Below are 17,087 nucleotides of genomic sequence, written 5' to 3' on the forward strand. Positions count from 1 at the left end.
CAAGGCCCGCGCAGATGCCGATGCCGCCGTTCCGGCCCGCAACGGTCGCCCGAGCGGGACGACCGAGTGCCCGTTCACGGCTGCGGACAGCAAGCCACGCCCGGACCGCAGGGCTCAGTCGGCCATCCCGCCCCCTACTGTCCGCCACAGCGTCTTGCTGCATCGCCGCCTTCGCACTCAGCATCCTTTGCTTCATCCGCGCGTGCCGTGATGTGCCGTTAGCGCACTGGAATCGCGTTACGATCAACCCAGCGGGACGGCGGCCCTGCAAACCTTCACAGCCGCGACGTGACTTACACCGGCTGGTCCATCCTTGCCGTCGGCAGCGACGTGCCGGTATGCCCGCTGCAGCACTGGCTTGGAAGATTTTCCAGTACGCCCCAAACTGCTCGGCGAAGTTGGCGTGTCAAACCGTGAGTACATGAGGACTTCAATGCGATCAGTTGCCGTAGAGGCTCGAAAGCTCCGGCGGGGTATCTGGATCACCACGTTGTTGATCCTGGGGCTACATGTCGGTGGTTATGGCGCCGGCTGGTACTCCTACCAGCAGATTCTCGCGAAGGGCTTTCTCCCCTGGCCGCCGGGCGGCGCCGCGGAATCTGGCCTTTACGCGCGCGGTGCGATGGCAGCCGATTATTCGCTGGTCAAAGCGCCCGCCGTTATGGACTGGCCAATCATCGTCGGATATACCGTGGTCCTGGCCTTGCTGCTTTGGGGTATGTGGCGCTCAGCTTTCGCGCCGTTCCGTTGGGCCCTGGGAGGCACCGCAACGTTTTTTGGCGCCGTGGTTTTCATCAGTTGGGCTATCTATCCGGTCAGCACTTATCTGACCATCAGCGGTTCGAATCATGTGATCGTACCGGGCACGCCCCAGGCCCACTCTGGCCAGCCGGTCGAACTCTGTTCGCTACAAAATATCTCGATAAAGTCATCTCGCCCTGGCAAGTCCACCTACTACCTCGTCGAGGGCAGCGCGTTCCCCGCCGAACCGACCGCGCGGGCGCAGGCAAACGAGCTGGTCATTTTCAACAGCGAGATCCTGGCCCGGGCCTTTGCCAACGAACTTGACGAAGCGCGTCGGGAAAATTGCCGCAATTAGAAGCTTCTTGACCAGTCCGCCCACGCGCCGACCGACGCGTCCGGTTATTCAGCCGTCGTCTGTACCGTGCCCTCGACAAGGCGCTGTCACGTTAGCCGGCGGCTGAAATGCCGAACGGACTGACGCATTTATCTCCCCCCCGGCGGCCCGCGGGCGCCACGCCGCCGGCGTTCTCGAGCCTGCCAGTTTGTAGGCGGCCATGCTCGGCCTCGGCAACCGAGCAATGTTCTCCCGGCCCTGCACGGTCACCTGTGGCAGCGGGCCAAGCGACTTGCCCCAGCCGAAGCATGGTTCCGGCGAGCAACGGATTCGTCATATTCATGCGGATGGTCGGTGGCACGTCGGGGTGAGAGCAGGCCCGCTGCCCGGATGCTCCACGGCGGACCGGACGAGTATTGAAAGAAAATCGAAAGAAAATGCGCACCGTAACGGCGTAGACGGTTTAATAAAATCAAAATGAATCTTTCTCCATTAATGCCCGGCGGAAGCGATTATTAATTTTCAGGCCGCTGCCGGAGGATGAATCTCCATGGAAGCGCTTGACATGCTGTCATTTCTTAATCAATCGGAATCAACGAAGGATTTATATGATAGAAAAAAACTATATAACTGCGCCCCGTTTGCATGTCGCATTTTCTCAAGAAATCTCTCTATAATTCAGCAAACCAAAACACGTCATCGAGGGCCAAAAGTTGATCGTCCCCAGCACCGTGAAATCGAGGCGGGCAGCGCAGGCGCGCTGCCGATTGCGCGCAACGTGCCGCCGCGCCTTCCTCCGGCGCGCGTTGATGACACCGTCTTCAGCGGCGGAATCGGCCCGTTCCTCGACCACTATTTGAGGAGCCGGCGCGACGAGATCGGCACGCTGTTGCAGGCGCAAGCGCTGCACGCCAAGCAGCCAGTGCCGAGTCCGGCCGCTCGCGGCACCTCGAATGCGCGCAACGGTTTGCTGTCGATCCGGTACCGGAAAATCCGCGAGCCCATCCGGCGCAGCCTCGAATCGCCCGGCCTGATGCCGGATCGGAGCTGCAAGGAAATCGGCATGTCTCGCTCGAAACGACCGATCGCCGGAGATGCTTGAGAGACGCCTTTGCCGACTGCCGACGTGGTCCGCTATCGCGCGGCATCCGGCCGTCCATCGCGCGTCGTTGCGGCGGAGCTGGCGAGCCGCCGGCACGGCGGCCTCGGGATTCGGCTCGCTCTGCTCGACCCGGTTGCCGCTGTCGGCGGCTCGCGATGGGCAGGCGACTCGTGCCGGTTGGGATTAAACGCCATCGGCAGCGGCATGGCGCAATCTGCCGAGCGAATTAAAAAAGCCAGCTTATCCAGTGGGATTCCCGGACGGCCGGGTAGGCCGCTTGCCGGTGCCGGCCGGCAACGATGGCGCGCCGGGAAGTGCCGACGGCACGTGCGCGCGCGAGCGGGAGGGAAATCGGCGCCGGCTGAACGCAGGAGAGCCGCTGACTCGCAACGGCGGGCTGGTGCTCGCCGTCGCCCGGCGCCTGCGGCCGATGGGGGGAGCCGCGTCGAAAGCGAGGCTGGGATCGAACCACGTGCAATGCGCCGTCCGGCACCGGAAATACGGAGTGCAAACCGGCCGTTTCCCCTTTATTGATGCCAGCGCACGATGACGGACTCCCATGCCGCCCGATCGCCGGGCTGGCGTTCCCGTCCATCGTCGGGCGCTGCATGGCTATCACGCTGACTGCGTGGTACGCGTCAATCGCAAGTCCAAGCGGTATCCCGGAGCGACACCAATTGAACAAGACGAATGCCCCTGATCTCAATCTTCTGATTGTGCTAGACGCCTTGCTGTCCGAGAACAGTGTCGCGCGGGCAGCGAAGGCGCTCGGCCTAAGCTCCTCGGCGTTGAGCCGGTCCCTGGCCCGTCTGAGGGCGACTACGGGAGATCAACTGCTCGTCAGGGCCGGACGCGATCTGGTGCCGACGCCTCGTGCGCTCGAACTGCGTGCGCAGGTTCGCGCGCTGGTGGACGGGGCCCACGCCGTGCTGTGTCCGTGCAACAGCGCGGACCTCGGCGAGCTCGAGCGCACGTTCTCGATTCGTGCCAACGAAGGGTTCGTCGATACCTTCGGGGCCGAACTGATAGCGCTGGTCACGGCAACCGCGCCGAACGTCCGGCTGCGTTTCGCGCCGAAGCCGGATAAGAACGTCGAGGCCTTGCGCACGGGGGCGGTCGATCTCGAAGTCGGCGTGGTGGGCCATACCGGCCCCGAACTGCGCGTACAGGCGCTATTCCGCGACCGCTTCATCGGCGTCGTGCGGGCGGATCACCCGCTTGCGGGGGAGCACGTGACGCCACACCGATATGCCTCTTTCGGCCATATCAGCGTGTCGCGGCGGGGGCAGGTCAGCGGTCCCATCGACAACCTGCTCGAGACCCTAAGACTGCAACGAACCGTTGCGGCGGTCGTGTCCAGCTTTCCCGCCGCATTGTCGCTGGCGCGCGATTCGAATTTGATCGCCAATGTTCCGGAGCGGCAGACCAGGAAATCGCGGGGGGGGATGCTCAGCTTCACGTTGCCGGTGTTGACCACCACGCTGACGATTTCACAGATCTGGCATCCGCGCTTCGATAACGACCCCGCGCATCGCTGGCTGCGCAGTTGCCTGCGACTTGTTTGTGCAAATCAGGAATCGTCGTTGTACGATGTTGGCGCGGCTGAACCATGACGGTGCACACGCCGCGGCACGCGCGTCAACTGCACGAATAAATTGAGCGTGACGCATCTTCCGGGGGGGAGGGCAACTCGGTATGCTCGGCCTTATCCGCCTGATGCTTTCGATGTAGTTAGTGAACCTGATCAAGCGGAAAACGCTCGCATGCGCGATGCCGGAGGGCGCGTCGCCCGGTCAGCCGTGGATTTCGATACGACCGTGACGGAGCGGGCGATCGCCTGCCCGGCGGATGCCGAGCTGCCCGAGCAGTTGTCCAAGAGGAAAACCGGGTGGGGCATTTCACGCGATTGTAGTGCGACGCCAACTACAATCGGCGGACGGTTCCACGCAAGCTGCGTATCGACGGGCCGTTCAATGCAGCCCGACCCGAGCGCGGGAATGTTTCGCCAGCCACCGCATGCAGCCGCCGCCGAAAATCAATTGTCCAGTGCGGTATCGGCGGCGTGTTTGATATGAATAATACGATGAGGCTTTGATCTCGATGGGTTGGGATGGAGCGTCTTTGAATCGCCTAAATCGGGATTCCAATAAATAAAACGGGCTTGCGCTTTCGCGCCAGGCCCTGTCGTTGAGCTTTCGAGGGCTGCACAGGATGATTCACGTCTTGCAGGAATGGCGTGCGCCGAGTCGGCCAGCTTGGTTTATTGTTCTGGAGGTTTGGATGAATCAATTGGCATCGAACATGGCCCCCCCCGTTGCAGAGGTTTTGAGCACGAGAGAGTGTGAGGTATTGAGATGGGCGGCGGAAGGAAAGACCGCCTATGAGATCGGCATAATCCTCGGGTTGACCGAACGCACGATCAATTTTCACATTTCCCGTTCGATCATCAAGCTGAACGCCTCGAACCGGACAAATGCGGTCGTGAAGGCCGTGCTGATGGGCTTGATCGTATTCGCATAGGAGGGATCCGGGGCGCCCGCCCCGGCAATCCGCTTGTCAGATGGCGCCCTGGAACGCCAGAACCCGCGCCTTGAATTCTTCGGGAACCTGCATCGTCGCATTGCGCGCGTAGTCGAACATCACATGGGTCGACAGCGCGCGGGCAACGATCGCGTCGTCTCCGGCCGAGCCGTTGTCCCGCGTCATCAGGTGTTCGAGCTCGAAGCTTTTCGATCCGAACCGGGTGATGCTGCTGCGCACCGTAATGGTATCCCCGTAATGAGCGGGCTTCAGATACTCGCACGACGTCTTGACCATGACGTGCGGTAACTTCTCCGAATAAGGCAATTCCAGCAAATCATGCATGAACGTCAGATAGGCATGCTGCAGGTAGTCGTAATAAACCGGGCTGCTGACGTGCCCGAGTCCGTCGGTTTCCCGGTATTTAACCGTAATTACCGTCGAGTAGCATTTCTTGGTCATCGGGATCTCCATGTGCGAGGCGCCGGCGGCGCATTTTCTCCAGGTGAAAATATATTGAATTAATAATTCCGGCTACTGTAAAAACTGGCAGATCGGCGGGCCGGGGCGGCGGCTGATATAAATGACAGTATCAAATCTGATTTAGGGAAGTTTTAATTGGCTCCCGTGAGTTTCGTATTGTCGGATCCAACTCGGAGAGTCAAGTGGAGCAGCCTCATCTGAAAGGCTCGGCGCCGGTCATCGGGGCGGTGCAGCTGCGCGGCGAGTTGCATGCCGACGCCGCCGTTACCAGCGTGGTACGCGGTACCCGGCGCGCGCTCGCCGGCATCCTCGCGGGCAGGGACGATCGCCTCGCGCTGATCGTCGGGCCATGCTCGATTCACGACACTGTCGCCGCGCTGGAATTCGCGCGTCGGCTCGCGCCGTTGCGGGCGCGTTACGCCGATAGGCTCGAGATCGTGATGCGCACGTACTTCGAAAAGCCGCGCACCACGGTGGGCTGGAAGGGATTGATCAACGATCCGCTGCTCGACGGCAGCTATCGCGTCGACGACGGGCTGCGTCTTGCGCGCCGCCTGCTGCTCGACATCAACCTGCTGGGCATGCCGGTCGCGACCGAGTTTCTCGATCCGCTCACGGTGCCTTACCTCGACGATCTGGTGTCCTGGGGCGCGATTGGCGCACGCACGACCGAGTCGCAGATACACCGGCAGATCGCATCCGGTCTCGAGGCGCCGATCGGCTTCAAGAACGGTACCGACGGCAACGTGAAGATCGCGATCGATGCGGTTCGCACCGCGCGGGCGGCGCATCGCTATCTACGGCCGCGCGACGAAGGCGGCCTCGAGCTCGCGTCCACGCCGGGCAATCCGAATACGCACATCGTGCTGCGCGGAGGGCGCACGCCGAACTATGACGACCTCAGCGTGACGGCTGCCTGTGCGGCGCTGCGCGACGCGCAATTGCCGCCGCACCTCGTGATCGATGCGAGCCACGGCAACAGCGGCAAGCAGACCCGTGCGCAGATCGGCGTATGCGAGAACCTGGCAGGGCAGCTGCGCAACGGGCAGCGCGCGATTGCCGGCGTGATGATCGAGTCGTTCCTCGTCGAGGGACGCCAGGACATCGTACCCGGCGCCGCGCCGACCTTCGGGCAGAGCGTGACCGACGCCTGTCTCGGTTGGGAGGACACGGCGGCGCTGATCGAGCTGTTTGCCGCCGCGATTGCGTCGCGGCGGCACTCCCGAGTCGGCTTTCCGCTACCCGGCGTTCCGGCCGGCGCCGTGCAAGCCATTTCTTACTGAAAGGAGCTTTCTTGAACTCACCCATCGATATCGCACACGCGCTCGACTGGAAGGGGGACGGCGCGAGCCGGACACCGTTCGAGGCCTATACGAGCGATGCGCTTTACCAGCGCGAACTGGAGCGCTTGTTCTATTCGAAACACTGGTGCTACATCGGCCTGGAGGCGGAGGTGGCGTCTCCCGGCGATTTCCAGCGCACCGAGGTCGGCGAGCGGTCGGTCGTGATGACGCGCACCGAGGACGGCGAGGTGGTCGTGTTCGAGAACGCCTGCGCGCATCGCGGCATGCAGTTCTGCCGCGAGCGCGCGGGCAAAGCGAAGGACTTCCACTGCCCGTATCACCAGTGGAACTACGACCTGAAGGGCAATCTGATCGGCGTGCCGTTTCGCCGTGGGGTACGGCAGAGCGGCAAGATCAACGGCGGCATGCCGCCGGATTTCGATCCCAGGCATCACGCGTTGCGCCGGCTGCGGGTGTCGACGCGTGGCGGTGCGGTGTTCGCGTCGTTCGACCAGGACGTCGAGTCCTTCGAGGATTTCCTCGGCCCCGACATCCTGCGCTATTACGACCGCCTGTTCCACGGGCCGAAGCTGACCGTGCTCGGCTACACGCGCCAGCGAGTGCCGAGCAACTGGAAGCTGATGGTGGAGAACATCAAGGACCCGTATCACGCGGGACTGCTGCACACCTGGTTCGTCAACTTCGGGCTGTGGCGCGCGGACAACCCGGCCCAGCTCGTCACCGACGCGCATCACCGCCACGGCGCGATGATCTCGATCCGCAGCGGCGGGGGCGGAGGCGAGGTCACGCACAACGTGACGAGCTTCAAGGAGCGCATGACGCTGAACGACGACCGCTTCCTCGACGTCGTGCACGAGCCGTGGTGGGGGGAGCCGACCGTCGTGATGCTGACCCTGATGCCGAGCGTGATTATCCAGCAGCAGGTGAATGCGCTGTCGACGCGGCGCATCCGCCCGGTCAGCCCGGGCGTGTTCGATTACGTATGGACGCATTTCGGCTTCGAGACCGACGACGATGACATGACGCGCCGGCGGCTGCGCCAGGCAAACCTGTTCGGTCCTGCCGGCTTCGTCTCCGCGGACGACGGCGAGGTGATCGAATGCGTGCAGCAGAGCTTCGAGCAGATCCGGCACGGCAACGTGTACAACGAGCTCGGCGGCCGCCAGGTCGACGAGCGCACCGACCATATGGTCAGCGAAACGCTCGTGCGCGGCATGTACCAGTACTGGCGCCACGTGATGGAGGCATGAATGACGATTTCATCCGTATTGGCCGACGCGCGGGTCGCGAGGCGCGGCACCGCAGCGGTGGCGGCGAGCTTCGCCGACTTCTACGGCATCGTGGAGCTGAACGTGCGCTACGCGTCCGTCCTGGACAGCGGCGACTGGGATGCCTGGCCGGAATTTTTCGAGGACGATTGCACCTATCAGGTGCTGCCGCGCGAGAACCATGAGCGTGACTTTCCGCTCGCGCTGCTCGCATTCGAGAGCAAGGGGATGCTGAAAGATCGCGTCTACGGCATCAAGGAGACCTTGTTCTACGACCCGTACTACCAGCGCCACCTGATCGGCATGCCGCTCATCACGCATCTCGACGAATCGGTCATCGAGACCGAGACGAACTACGCGGTGCTGCGCACCAAGTGCGAGCAGATGAGCGACGTGTACAACACCGGCCGCTATCTGGACCGGATACGGCGCACCCCGCACGGGCTGCGCTTCGAGTCGCGCATCTGCGTGTACGACAGCGAGATGGTGCCGAATTCGATCATCTATCCGATCTGAGGAGGCAGCGTGACGACGGAATGGACCTATGCGGCCGAGACGGCCGCGGTGCGTGAGCAGGGGCTGACGGGCGTGATCGTCGGCGGGCGCGATATCGCGTTGTTCGCGATCGACGACGAGATCTTCGCGACCGACAACCAGTGCACGCATGGGGAGGCGCGCCTGAGCGACGGTTTTCTGCTCGACGATGAAGTCGAGTGCCCCCTGCATCAGGGGCGTTTCAGCGTGCGCACCGGGGCCGCGCTGTGCGCGCCGGTCACCGCTTGCGTGAAGACGTTCCCGGTGAGGATCGAGTCGGGCCGGGTGTTCGTCCGCTTCGACGCCGGGCTCGACAATGACGGCCCCGGCGCATCGACGGGAGAGCACGCATGAGTGCCTATGTGGTGGTGGATGTCGACGTCTACGACGAGGCACGATTTGCCGAGTACCGAAAGCTTGGCGTGCCGACGATCGCGGCGCACGGCGGCCGCGTGCTCGCGCGCAGCGACGAGGTGGTCGTGCTAGAGGGGCAGTGGGCGCCGCGGCGCGTGGTCGTGCTGGAATTCGACGACCTCGACGCGGCGCGCCGCTGGCACGGCTCGGAGGCGTATCAGCGCGCAAGGCAGCTGCGGCTCGAGGCAGCCGATACCCACAGTATCGCGCTCGCGAGCCTGTGAGGCCGAGCCTCGGCCCTGCCGGACCCAGTGGAGAGAAGACATGACGGCATATATCGTGTTTGACATCGACGTTCACGACGCAAGCGGCTACGAGCAGTACCGGGAGATCGGCGCGCCGACCGTCGCGCAGTTCGGCGGGCGCTTCCTGGTGCGAGGCGGCGAGGCCGCGACGCTGGAGGGCGGCTGGTCGCCCCGCCGCATCGTGGTGCTCGAATTCGATTCGATCGACCGCGCGAAGGCGTGGTACGAGTCCGATGCTTATCGTCGTGCGCGGGACATTCGCGAGCGCACCGCCCGCACCACGGGCATCATCGTGCAGGGCGCGGCGCAGGTGGCCGCGGCGGGAGAGCGGGGATGAGCAGGACCACTTCGGCGACACGCGTCGCGATCGTCGGCGCGGGTATCGGCGGGTGCGCGCTTGGCGCGATGCTGCAACGGATCGGCTATGCCGTGTGCCTGTTCGAGCAGGCGCCGGCCTTTGCGCGAGTGGGGGCCGGCATTCATCTGAGCCCGAACCTGATGCGGGTGTTGCGGCTGCTCGGCGTGCATCGCCAGGCACTGTGGGCGGCCCAGGAGCCCGACGCGTTCGTCAATCGGCAGGCGGCCGACGGCGCATTGCTGTATCGGCTGCCGCTCGGCGAGAGCGCGATTCGCCGCTTTGGCGCCACGTTCCTGACGCTCAAACGCGGCGACCTGCATGCCGCGCTGCTGTCGGCGGTCGCCCCCGGGACGATCGCCTGGGGCAAGCGTCTCGCCGGGCTCGACACGGCGGGCGAGGCGATCAGGCTGACGTTCGAGGACGGGTCGAGCGACCTCGCCGATCTGGTGATCGGCGCCGACGGCCTGCGCTCGCGCGTGCGTGAGGCGCTGCGCGGTTTCGAGGCGCCCGAGTTCTCCGGACAGGTGGCGTTTCGCGGCGCCTATCCACGCGCGCTGCTCGGCGAGCTGGCGGTCGAGGATCTCACCAAGTGGTGGGGCGACCGGAAGTTCGTGCTGTCGTACTGGCTCGATCGCGCGCGGCGCGAGTTCTATTTCGCCGCCATGACGCCGCAGGCCGAGTGGCCCACGCAAGCCTCGTCAATGGCGGGCGACGTCGACGAGATGCAGGCGATCTTCGCCGATTTTCATCCGGCGGTGCGCCATATGCTGGCGCGCGCGCCACGCGAGTCGGTGATGAAATGGGCGTTGTTCGAACGTTCGCCGCAGTTCGAGTTCGGCAACGAGCGCGTCGTGCTGATCGGCGACGCCTGTCATCCGATGCGCCCGTTCATGTCGCAGGGCGCGGCCATGGCGCTCGAGGACGCGACGGTCCTGCTGCGCTCGCTCATCGGCGCGTCGAGCGCGGCGAGCGCGTTCGCGACCTATGCGCAGTGCCGTGTCGCCCGACTCGGCGACGTGCATCGCGTTTCCGCCGCCAATACCTTCATGCGGGGGCCGACCGAGCCGGACTGGGTGTTCGGCTACGATGCGCTGACCGCGCACGCGTCGGCCGCGCTGCCCTCGTTACCCGTTGAACTGGACTGGCTGGTCGGCCCGTCGCCGCTCGCCGCGCGCAGGCAGGCCGCAGCGCGGCGCGCGGTGGCGTCGCATCCCTCGCCGCCGAGCCCGCACGCGCCGGTCACATACTAGACCGGCGCCACACGGGGGCTCGACGCGGCGTTGATGCCGGTATCGGTAAGGAGGTGGCATCGCGCCGGCAGCGTCGAGTCGCCCGGCCCGTTCGGGTGTCGATGCCCGACTGGCGGCTTGCGCGTCTTCGCGCCGCTCGGCATGTCGGGCACCGATGATGGCGCGCCCGGGCCTGCCGGCGGGCGCCTCGCCGAGCAGCGCTGCGGCGAGGCCGGCCGAGCCGGCGTTCGCGCAGTCGAACATCGAGATGCCGGCGTCGAGCGCCGGAGTGCCGCGACCGGGAACCTCGACCGGGAAGGCGGTTGCGCCGAGGGTTCGGCTTGCCGCGATCGGTACGCCTTGCCGAGCCGGGCAGGACTGCCCGACTGCGCCACCAGGGTGCCGGCCACGGACACATGGACGGCCGGTCCGGCAGCGGGCGCCCGGCGCAACTCACCTCGGCGACCGATCGGCATGCATCAGCCACGCTGTCAGCAGGACCCCGGCGAACGCGGCGCCGGCGCCGATGGCGAAGGCGGACGGGTAATCGGTGCGCGCGACGACCCAGCCCGCGAGCGGGCCGGTGCACGCATAGGCGACGTCCTGGAACGCCGTGAAGCCACCGAGGGCGGTGCCGCGCGCCTGCGCCGGCACGTGCCGCAGGGTGGCGACGCCGAGCGCGGGAAACACCAGCGAGGAGCCGAGGCCGGACACGGCGGCGCCGACGAGCGCGAGGCCGGATACCGGGGCGGCCCAGAGCAGAAGCTGGCCGATCGCCTCGACCAAGAGCGCAGCGAGCGCGACGGGATAACCGCCGAACCGATCGGGCAGATGGCCGAACAGGACACGGACCAGCACGAAGGCGCCGCCGAAGCAGCTGAGGGCGAGGCCCGCGCCGTCCCAGCGACGCGCTTGGAACAGCAGGGTCACGAACGCGCCGATCGCCGCGAAGCCTACCCCCTGCAGCGCGAGGCTGCAGCCGGGCGGCGCGATGAGGCGCAGCACGCGAGCCAGCGGCACCCGCCGGCCCTGCTGCGTCGCGACGCCAGGTAGCGTCGCGACGACCGCGAGTGCCAAGCAGGGCAGTGCGATCGTGGCAGCGGCCACGACCGTCAGCCCGCCGGCACGCGCGAGCGCCATGCCGCATGGCGCGCCGATCGCGATCGCGCCGTAAAGGGCCATGCCGGTCCATGAAAGCACGCGGCCCGCGCGGTTCGCGCCGAGCGTGCCGATGCCCCACGCGAGCGCGCCGGTGGCGAGCTGGCTTTCGCCGAATCCGGACAGCAGCCGCGCCGCAACCAGCAGCGCGAGGCGCGTGCCCGGGCCGGCCGGCGCTGCGGCGCTCGCGACATAGACGCCGCCTGCGATGGCGCACGACACGAGCCCCGCGCACATCGTCGGCTTTGCGCCATGGTGATCGGCGCGGCGGCCCGCGATGCTTCGCGTGAGGACGGTGGCGAGGAACTGCGCGCCGACTGCCGCGCCCACGACGAGTGTGCCGAAGCCGAGCGTGTCGTGGACGTACAGCGGCACGACGGGTAGCAGCAGGCCGAAGGTCAGTGCGCCGAGAAAGACGCCAAAGCAGATCAACCGGGCCGTGCGCGCCGCGGCGGCGTGAGGCGTGGCGAGATCCTGGAGGTCGGTGCTCATCGGAAGGTACCGGGTGATCGGCGTCACGGACGCCGGTAGCGGATGGACCAGACGGTCAACAGGGTCGCGCCGAACAACAGCAGGCAAGCGAACGAGAAATCGTTGAGCGCCAGCATGTGGGCTTGCGTGTCGAGCGAGCGGCTGACCGAGGCGAGCGCGCCGGCGGGCGACATGCCGGCATGTTCCAGCCGGGCGAGCCAGTCGCCGGCGGCCGGATCGTAGGGCGTGATGCGATCGACGAGGTAGGTGTGGTGAATGCGCGAGCGCCGTTCGAAATAGGTCGGCGCGAGCGAGGTGGCGACGCTCGTGCCGATCCGGCGCAGCGCGTTCTGCAGGCCGGAGGCTGCCGGCAGTCTTTCTCGCGGCAGCCCGGCGATCGACAGCGACACGAGCGGCGTGATGAAAAAGGCCGTTGCCGCGCCCATCAGCAGCGAGTTGGCCGCGATGTCGCCGAGCGTCACGTCGGTATTGAAGCCCATGCGCCAGAATGATGCCGCGCCCCAGCCGACCAGCGCCACGGTCGCGAGGTGGCGCGGGTCGCTGCGCCCCTGGATGCGTCCGATCAGCGGCGCGATCACGATGCCCGCGATGCCGAGCGGGGCGGTCGCGATGCCGGCCCAGGTCGCCGTGTAGCCCTGCTCGGTCTGCAGCCAGAGCGGCACGAGAACGAGCGCGCCGTAGTAGACGCCGAAGCCGACCGTCACGGCGATCGTTCCGGTGGTGAATCCGCGATCCGCGAACAGCCGCAGATCGACGATCGGATGCGCATCGGTGAGTTCCCAGAGCACCAGCGCGACGAACGACACGACGCAGATCACGGCGAGCACCCGAATCTCGAGCGCCGCAAACCAGTCGAGGTTCTCGCCGCGGTCGAGCATCAGCTGCAGCGAGCCGAATGCGGCGGCGAGCAGCAGCAGCCCGACGACATCGACGGGAAGGTGGCGGGTCGGGTTGTCGCGCTGACCGAGGAAGCGGGTCAGGACGAGCAGGACCAGCACGCCGGTCGGCACGTTGACGTAGAAGATGTAAGGCCAGCTGAGATTGTCGGTGATCCAGCCGCCGATGATGGGGCCGAGCACGGGCGCGACGAACGTGGTGGTCTGCCAGACCGACAATGCAACGTTGCGGCGCGTGGCCGGAAACACGGCGATCAGCAGTGCTTGCGAGAGTGCGGTGATCGGCCCCGACGCCGCGCCCTGCAGCGCGCGGAACAGCAGCAGCGATTCGAAATTCGGTGCGAGGCCGCACAGGATCGAGGTCAGCACGAACAGCATGACCGACACCCGGAACAGCCGCACCTGGCCGAAGCGCTGGGCGAGCCAGCCGGTCAGCGGCAGCGTGATGGCGAGCGGCGTCGCGAACGAGGTCAGCATCCAGGTGCCCATGTCGGGCGCGACGCCCAGATCGCCGGCGATGGTCGGTACCGCGACGTTGGCGATGGTCAGATCGAGCGTCTGCATGAAGTTGGCGACGCTGATCGCGATCGCGACGAGCACGAGAGCCGGGCCTTGCATCGGCCCCAGCGGCAGTTTCGGCGCCGCCCCCCGAGTGACGTGCGCCATCGTCAGGCTCCCGGCGCGCGCGCGGCGGCCGCACCGTCGTTCGCGCGAATCGTGTCGATGACGAGCGCATCGCCGGACGAGGCATCGTCGTCGAAGATCGAGGTCGCGTCGACCGGGCGCCGAGCAGCGGCCGAGGTGGTCTGCATGGAGGCCGACGCGGTGCCGGGCGCGCCGTCGCCGAGCGCGACCGATGCGTTCATCGACAGCCCGATGCGCAGCGGATGCGCGCGCAGTTCGCCGGGGTCGAGCGCGATTCGCACCGGTACGCGTTGCACCACCTTGATCCAGTTGCCGGTCGCGTTCTGCGCGGGCACCGAGGCAAACGCCGAACCCGTGCCGGCCTCGACGCCTTCGATGCGGCCGTGGAACACGACGCTCGCGCCATACAGGTCGGAGCGCAGCGTCACGGCCTGCCCGGCGTGCATGCCGCGCAACTGCGATTCCTTGAAATTGGCCTCGACCCACACATGCTCGAGCGGCACCAGCGCCATGGCCGGCGTGCCGGGCGCGACGTGCTGCCCGACCTGCACGGCACGGCGTGTCACGAGACCCGCCAGCGGCGCGCGAATCTCGGTGCGGCGCAGCGCGAGGGCCGCACTGCGCACGCGCGCGGCTGCGGCGCGCACCAGCGGATTCGAGTCGATCGAGGTGCCGTCGATGCGGGCGCGCGATGCGTCGTATGCGGCCTGTTGCGCGTCGAGCGCGGCGGACGCGCTGTCCATGGCGTCGCGCGCGTGGCGGAGGTCCTCGCGCGATACGCCGCCGTCCTGCGCCAGGCCGAGCCGTCGCTGCAGGTCGTCGGACGCCTTCGACAGTTCGGCCTTGCGCAGCAGGATCTGTGCTGCCTCGCGGGCGGTGTCGGCCCGCGCGGTGCGGTACTCGCGCACCGCGCGGGCGAGCTGTGCGACGGCGTCGTCGAGCGCGAGCCTCGCATCGGTCGGATCGATGCGGAACAGCGGATCGCCGGCACGCACCCATTCGGCGTTCTGCACCATGATCGCGTCGACCGTGCCGGCGACCTGCGGCGATACCTGTACCACGTCCCCCGTCACGTAGGCGTCGTCGGTCGTCTCGGTGTCGCGCGAGGCGATCCACCAGTAGCCGCCGGCCAGCGCGGCCAGGGCGAGCGCGATGAAGAACCAGCGGAAGTAGCGGCGGCGCCTGTCGGGCAGCGCGGGTTCGGCGGGCGGGGGTGCGGCCGCGCCCGCGGCAGCCTGCGGATTGTCGGTGCGGTTCATGGCTGGGCTCCTGGGTTGGTTGCGCCACCGAGCGCGGCGATCAGCCGGACGTGTTCGACGGCAAGTGAGGTGTCGGCGCGAGCGACCGATCGGCGGTCTTCGAGCAGCCGCGTTTCAGCCAGCAGCACGTCCAGGTAGCCGGAAATGCCTTTTTGGTATCGCCGTGTTTCGATCTCGTAGGTCGACTGCGCGCGCGCCAGTGCCTCGACAGTCAGGTCGCGCTGCCGGGCCAGCGAGTCGAGCTGGACGAGCGAGTCGCTGACTTGCGCGAGTGCATGGACCACGGTGTCGTCGTAGTCGGCGACGGCGGCGTTGTAGGCGTCGGTCTGCGCGCGCAGGCCGGCACGCAGCCGGCCGCCTTCGAAGATCGGCAGCGTGATGGCGGGGCCTGCGCCGAACGCTCCGCTGCTGCCGTGAAGCAGCGCGCGAAAGCCAAAGCTCTGCACGCCGGCAAACGCCAGCAGGTTGATGTCCGGGTAGAACGACGCGCGGGCGGCATCGATGCCGGCCGACTCGGCCTCGACCCGGTAGCGGGCCGCCAGGATGTCGGGCCGGCGGCCGACGAGCGCGGCCGGCAGCGTCGCGGGCAAGGGCGCCAGCGCGCGCAGCACGCCCGGCGCTGGGGTGAGCGTATCCGCATAGCCGGGCCCGCGTCCGACGAGCGCGGCGAGCCGGTGGCGCAGCAGGGCGACGGCCGCGTGCTGCCGCTCGACCTCGGCCGCGGCGAGCGGCAGCGGCTCGCCGGCACGCGCGACCGCTGCCGGCATGTCGAGTCCCGCGGCGGCGCGCTGGCGGGTGAGGCGCAGCAGATAGTCCTGCTGCCGCAGCGTATCCTGCGCAATCTCCAGCAGTTGCAGCTCGAGCGCGAGCTGCAGATAGGTTTCGACCAGCGCGGCCTGCAACGACACGGTGGCCGCGCGTTCGAGCGCCTGCTGCTGGTCGGCGCGCAGTGTGGCGGCGCGGGTCAGGGCGCGCAGGCGCCCGGCAACGTCGAGATCGAACGACGCATTCAGCAGCGCTTGCGCGTTGACTTGCCAGTGGCCGGCGGCGGGCGGCGGCACGTTGTAGCTGCGCGGCAGCCGCTGCGGCAGTGCGCTGGCCGAGGCGCCGAGCCGCGGCAGCGAAGCCGCCGCGCTGACGTCGGCTTGCGCGAGCGCTTCGTCCACGCGGGCGCGCTGCGCCTTCAACGACGGCGCGTCGGCCAGCGCGTCGGCCAGCACGCGGTCGAGCTGCGGGTCGCCGAACGCGCGCCACCAGTGCGCGTCCACGTCGGCCCGGCCCCTGGCCGAGCGCAGCGCGAGGCCCGGATCGAACTGCGCCAGCGGGGTGATCGCCTGCCGCGCCGGCTGCTGGCCGAACGGCGCGCAACCGGCCATGACGGCCGCCGCGACGGTCGCTGAAACAACCGGACCCCATATTCGAATCGAAGCAAGGAACTTGGACATGATCGGTTTCCACGAGTCCGATTGGCGAATGCAACCTATCTAAAAATATATCTTTAGATATTCTTGAACAAGCAGCAACTGGCAGAAATGCCAGTGCCGGGGTTTCGGACGGGGCGGGGCGAAGCCGGGCGCGGCGCGGGGAAGCGCACGCGCGGCCGTCAGGAATGGGCAGGCTCGGTGAGGGCGGCCGCGACGATTTCTTCGATCGATGCGTCGCGCGTGTCGAGCAGGCGGTGCGCGCAGGCCCGATACAGCGGATCGCGGGTCCGCTGCAACTCGCTCAGCATGGCGCGCGGATCGGGCACGTTCAGGAGCGGGCGCGCCGAATGGCGGCGGGTGCGCCGATACAGCGCGTCGATGTCGCTGATCAGATAGATCACGTGGCAGCGCGCCTTGAGGCGCGCGCGGGTGTCGTCGCGCAGCACCGCGCCGCCGCCGGTGGCGAGTACCAGCGTGTCGCGCCGCGACAGGGCGTCGATCACGTCGGCTTCGCGGGCGCGGAACGTCGGCATCGGAAACAGCGTGGAAAGCGGGGCGCCGAAGCGCTGCTCGAGCTCCCGGTCCGAATCCGCGAACGGCCGGCCGAGTGCCGCCGCCAGCGCCGCGCCGACGGTCGTCTTGCCCGCGCCGGGCATGCCGATCAAGGCGATTCTCGGA

General features: G+C 67.1%; 17 protein-coding genes. 11 read left to right on the forward strand and 6 right to left on the reverse strand.

The window, feature by feature from the left end; translation table 11 throughout:
• The first annotated feature begins 358 nt into the window (after positions 1-358).
• The 4 genes from KS03_RS04250 to KS03_RS29540 all read left to right on the forward strand — a co-directional run bounded on the left by KS03_RS04250 (position 359) and on the right by KS03_RS29540 (position 4,700).
• Positions 359-1,099 carry a hypothetical protein gene (locus KS03_RS04250; RefSeq protein ID WP_127913889.1) on the forward strand — a complete coding sequence of 247 codons (741 nt, stop codon included), beginning with the start codon at positions 359-361 and terminating at the stop codon, positions 1,097-1,099.
• A 529-nt stretch (positions 1,100-1,628) separates the two neighbouring features.
• The gene (locus KS03_RS32625) at positions 1,629-2,180 is read left to right on the forward strand and encodes a hypothetical protein (RefSeq protein ID WP_230674516.1); all 552 of its coding nucleotides are present in this window, start codon (positions 1,629-1,631) and stop codon (positions 2,178-2,180) included.
• A gap of 677 nt (positions 2,181-2,857) precedes the next feature.
• Positions 2,858-3,793: a LysR substrate-binding domain-containing protein gene (locus KS03_RS04260; RefSeq protein WP_015878021.1), complete on the forward strand. Its 936-nt coding sequence runs from the start codon at positions 2,858-2,860 to the stop codon at positions 3,791-3,793.
• 667 nt (positions 3,794-4,460) lie between these two features.
• Entirely contained in the window at positions 4,461-4,700 is a 240-nt protein-coding gene (locus KS03_RS29540) for a helix-turn-helix domain-containing protein (protein ID WP_232252134.1), read from the forward strand.
• A gap of 36 nt (positions 4,701-4,736) precedes the next feature.
• Here KS03_RS29540 and KS03_RS04265 read toward each other — a convergent pair whose 3' ends face one another.
• Positions 4,737-5,162: an acyl-CoA thioesterase gene (locus KS03_RS04265; protein WP_026051552.1), complete on the reverse strand. Its 426-nt coding sequence runs from the start codon at positions 5,160-5,162 to the stop codon at positions 4,737-4,739.
• A 203-nt stretch (positions 5,163-5,365) separates the two neighbouring features.
• Between KS03_RS04265 and KS03_RS04270 the strand changes: the two genes are divergently transcribed.
• The 7 genes from KS03_RS04270 to KS03_RS04300 are packed head-to-tail and all read left to right on the forward strand — an operon-like array spanning position 5,366 to position 10,556.
• Positions 5,366-6,466 carry a 3-deoxy-7-phosphoheptulonate synthase gene (locus KS03_RS04270; protein WP_015878019.1) on the forward strand — a complete coding sequence of 367 codons (1,101 nt, stop codon included), beginning with the start codon at positions 5,366-5,368 and terminating at the stop codon, positions 6,464-6,466.
• A gap of 11 nt (positions 6,467-6,477) precedes the next feature.
• Positions 6,478-7,737, forward strand: a complete 1,260-nt coding sequence (locus tag KS03_RS04275; protein WP_015878018.1) for a Rieske 2Fe-2S domain-containing protein — start codon at positions 6,478-6,480, stop codon at positions 7,735-7,737.
• On the forward strand, positions 7,738-8,271 hold the full coding sequence (locus KS03_RS04280) for an aromatic-ring-hydroxylating dioxygenase subunit beta (protein ID WP_015878017.1): 534 nt from the start codon (positions 7,738-7,740) through the stop codon (positions 8,269-8,271).
• A gap of 9 nt (positions 8,272-8,280) precedes the next feature.
• A complete protein-coding gene (locus KS03_RS04285; RefSeq protein WP_015878016.1) occupies positions 8,281-8,643 on the forward strand; it encodes a non-heme iron oxygenase ferredoxin subunit in 363 nt (120 codons plus the stop codon).
• A complete protein-coding gene (locus KS03_RS04290) occupies positions 8,640-8,927 on the forward strand; it encodes a DUF1330 domain-containing protein (RefSeq protein WP_015878015.1) in 288 nt (95 codons plus the stop codon). Before KS03_RS04285 ends, KS03_RS04290 begins: the two co-directional genes overlap by 4 nt.
• A gap of 40 nt (positions 8,928-8,967) precedes the next feature.
• The gene (locus tag KS03_RS04295; protein ID WP_015878014.1) at positions 8,968-9,285 is read left to right on the forward strand and encodes a DUF1330 domain-containing protein; all 318 of its coding nucleotides are present in this window, start codon (positions 8,968-8,970) and stop codon (positions 9,283-9,285) included.
• Complete coding sequence (locus KS03_RS04300; protein ID WP_015878013.1) at positions 9,282-10,556, forward strand: FAD-dependent monooxygenase; 1,275 nt, start codon at positions 9,282-9,284, stop codon at positions 10,554-10,556. Before KS03_RS04295 ends, KS03_RS04300 begins: the two co-directional genes overlap by 4 nt.
• Positions 10,557-10,988: 432 nt before the next feature.
• Here KS03_RS04300 and KS03_RS04305 read toward each other — a convergent pair whose 3' ends face one another.
• The 5 genes from KS03_RS04305 to KS03_RS04325 form a co-directional block, all read right to left on the reverse strand.
• Positions 10,989-12,185, reverse strand: a complete 1,197-nt coding sequence (locus KS03_RS04305; protein ID WP_015878012.1) for an arabinose transporter — start codon at positions 12,183-12,185, stop codon at positions 10,989-10,991.
• A gap of 23 nt (positions 12,186-12,208) precedes the next feature.
• A complete protein-coding gene (locus KS03_RS04310) occupies positions 12,209-13,747 on the reverse strand; it encodes a DHA2 family efflux MFS transporter permease subunit (protein ID WP_015878011.1) in 1,539 nt (512 codons plus the stop codon).
• 2 nt (positions 13,748-13,749) lie between these two features.
• Positions 13,750-14,985 (reverse strand): HlyD/EmrA/EmrK family protein, encoded by a 1,236-nt coding sequence (locus KS03_RS04315; protein WP_015878010.1) that lies wholly within the window; start codon positions 14,983-14,985, stop codon positions 13,750-13,752.
• Positions 14,982-16,430 (reverse strand): efflux transporter outer membrane subunit, encoded by a 1,449-nt coding sequence (locus tag KS03_RS04320; RefSeq protein WP_015878009.1) that lies wholly within the window; start codon positions 16,428-16,430, stop codon positions 14,982-14,984. The genes KS03_RS04315 and KS03_RS04320 overlap by 4 nt, the downstream gene beginning before the upstream one ends.
• Positions 16,431-16,588: 158 nt before the next feature.
• The gene (locus tag KS03_RS04325; RefSeq protein ID WP_045678788.1) at positions 16,589-17,065 is read right to left on the reverse strand and encodes a shikimate kinase; all 477 of its coding nucleotides are present in this window, start codon (positions 17,063-17,065) and stop codon (positions 16,589-16,591) included.
• Positions 17,066-17,087 lie beyond the last annotated feature (22 nt).

This window comes from Burkholderia glumae LMG 2196 = ATCC 33617 (genome assembly GCF_000960995.1).
Lineage (GTDB): Bacteria > Pseudomonadota > Gammaproteobacteria > Burkholderiales > Burkholderiaceae > Burkholderia > Burkholderia glumae.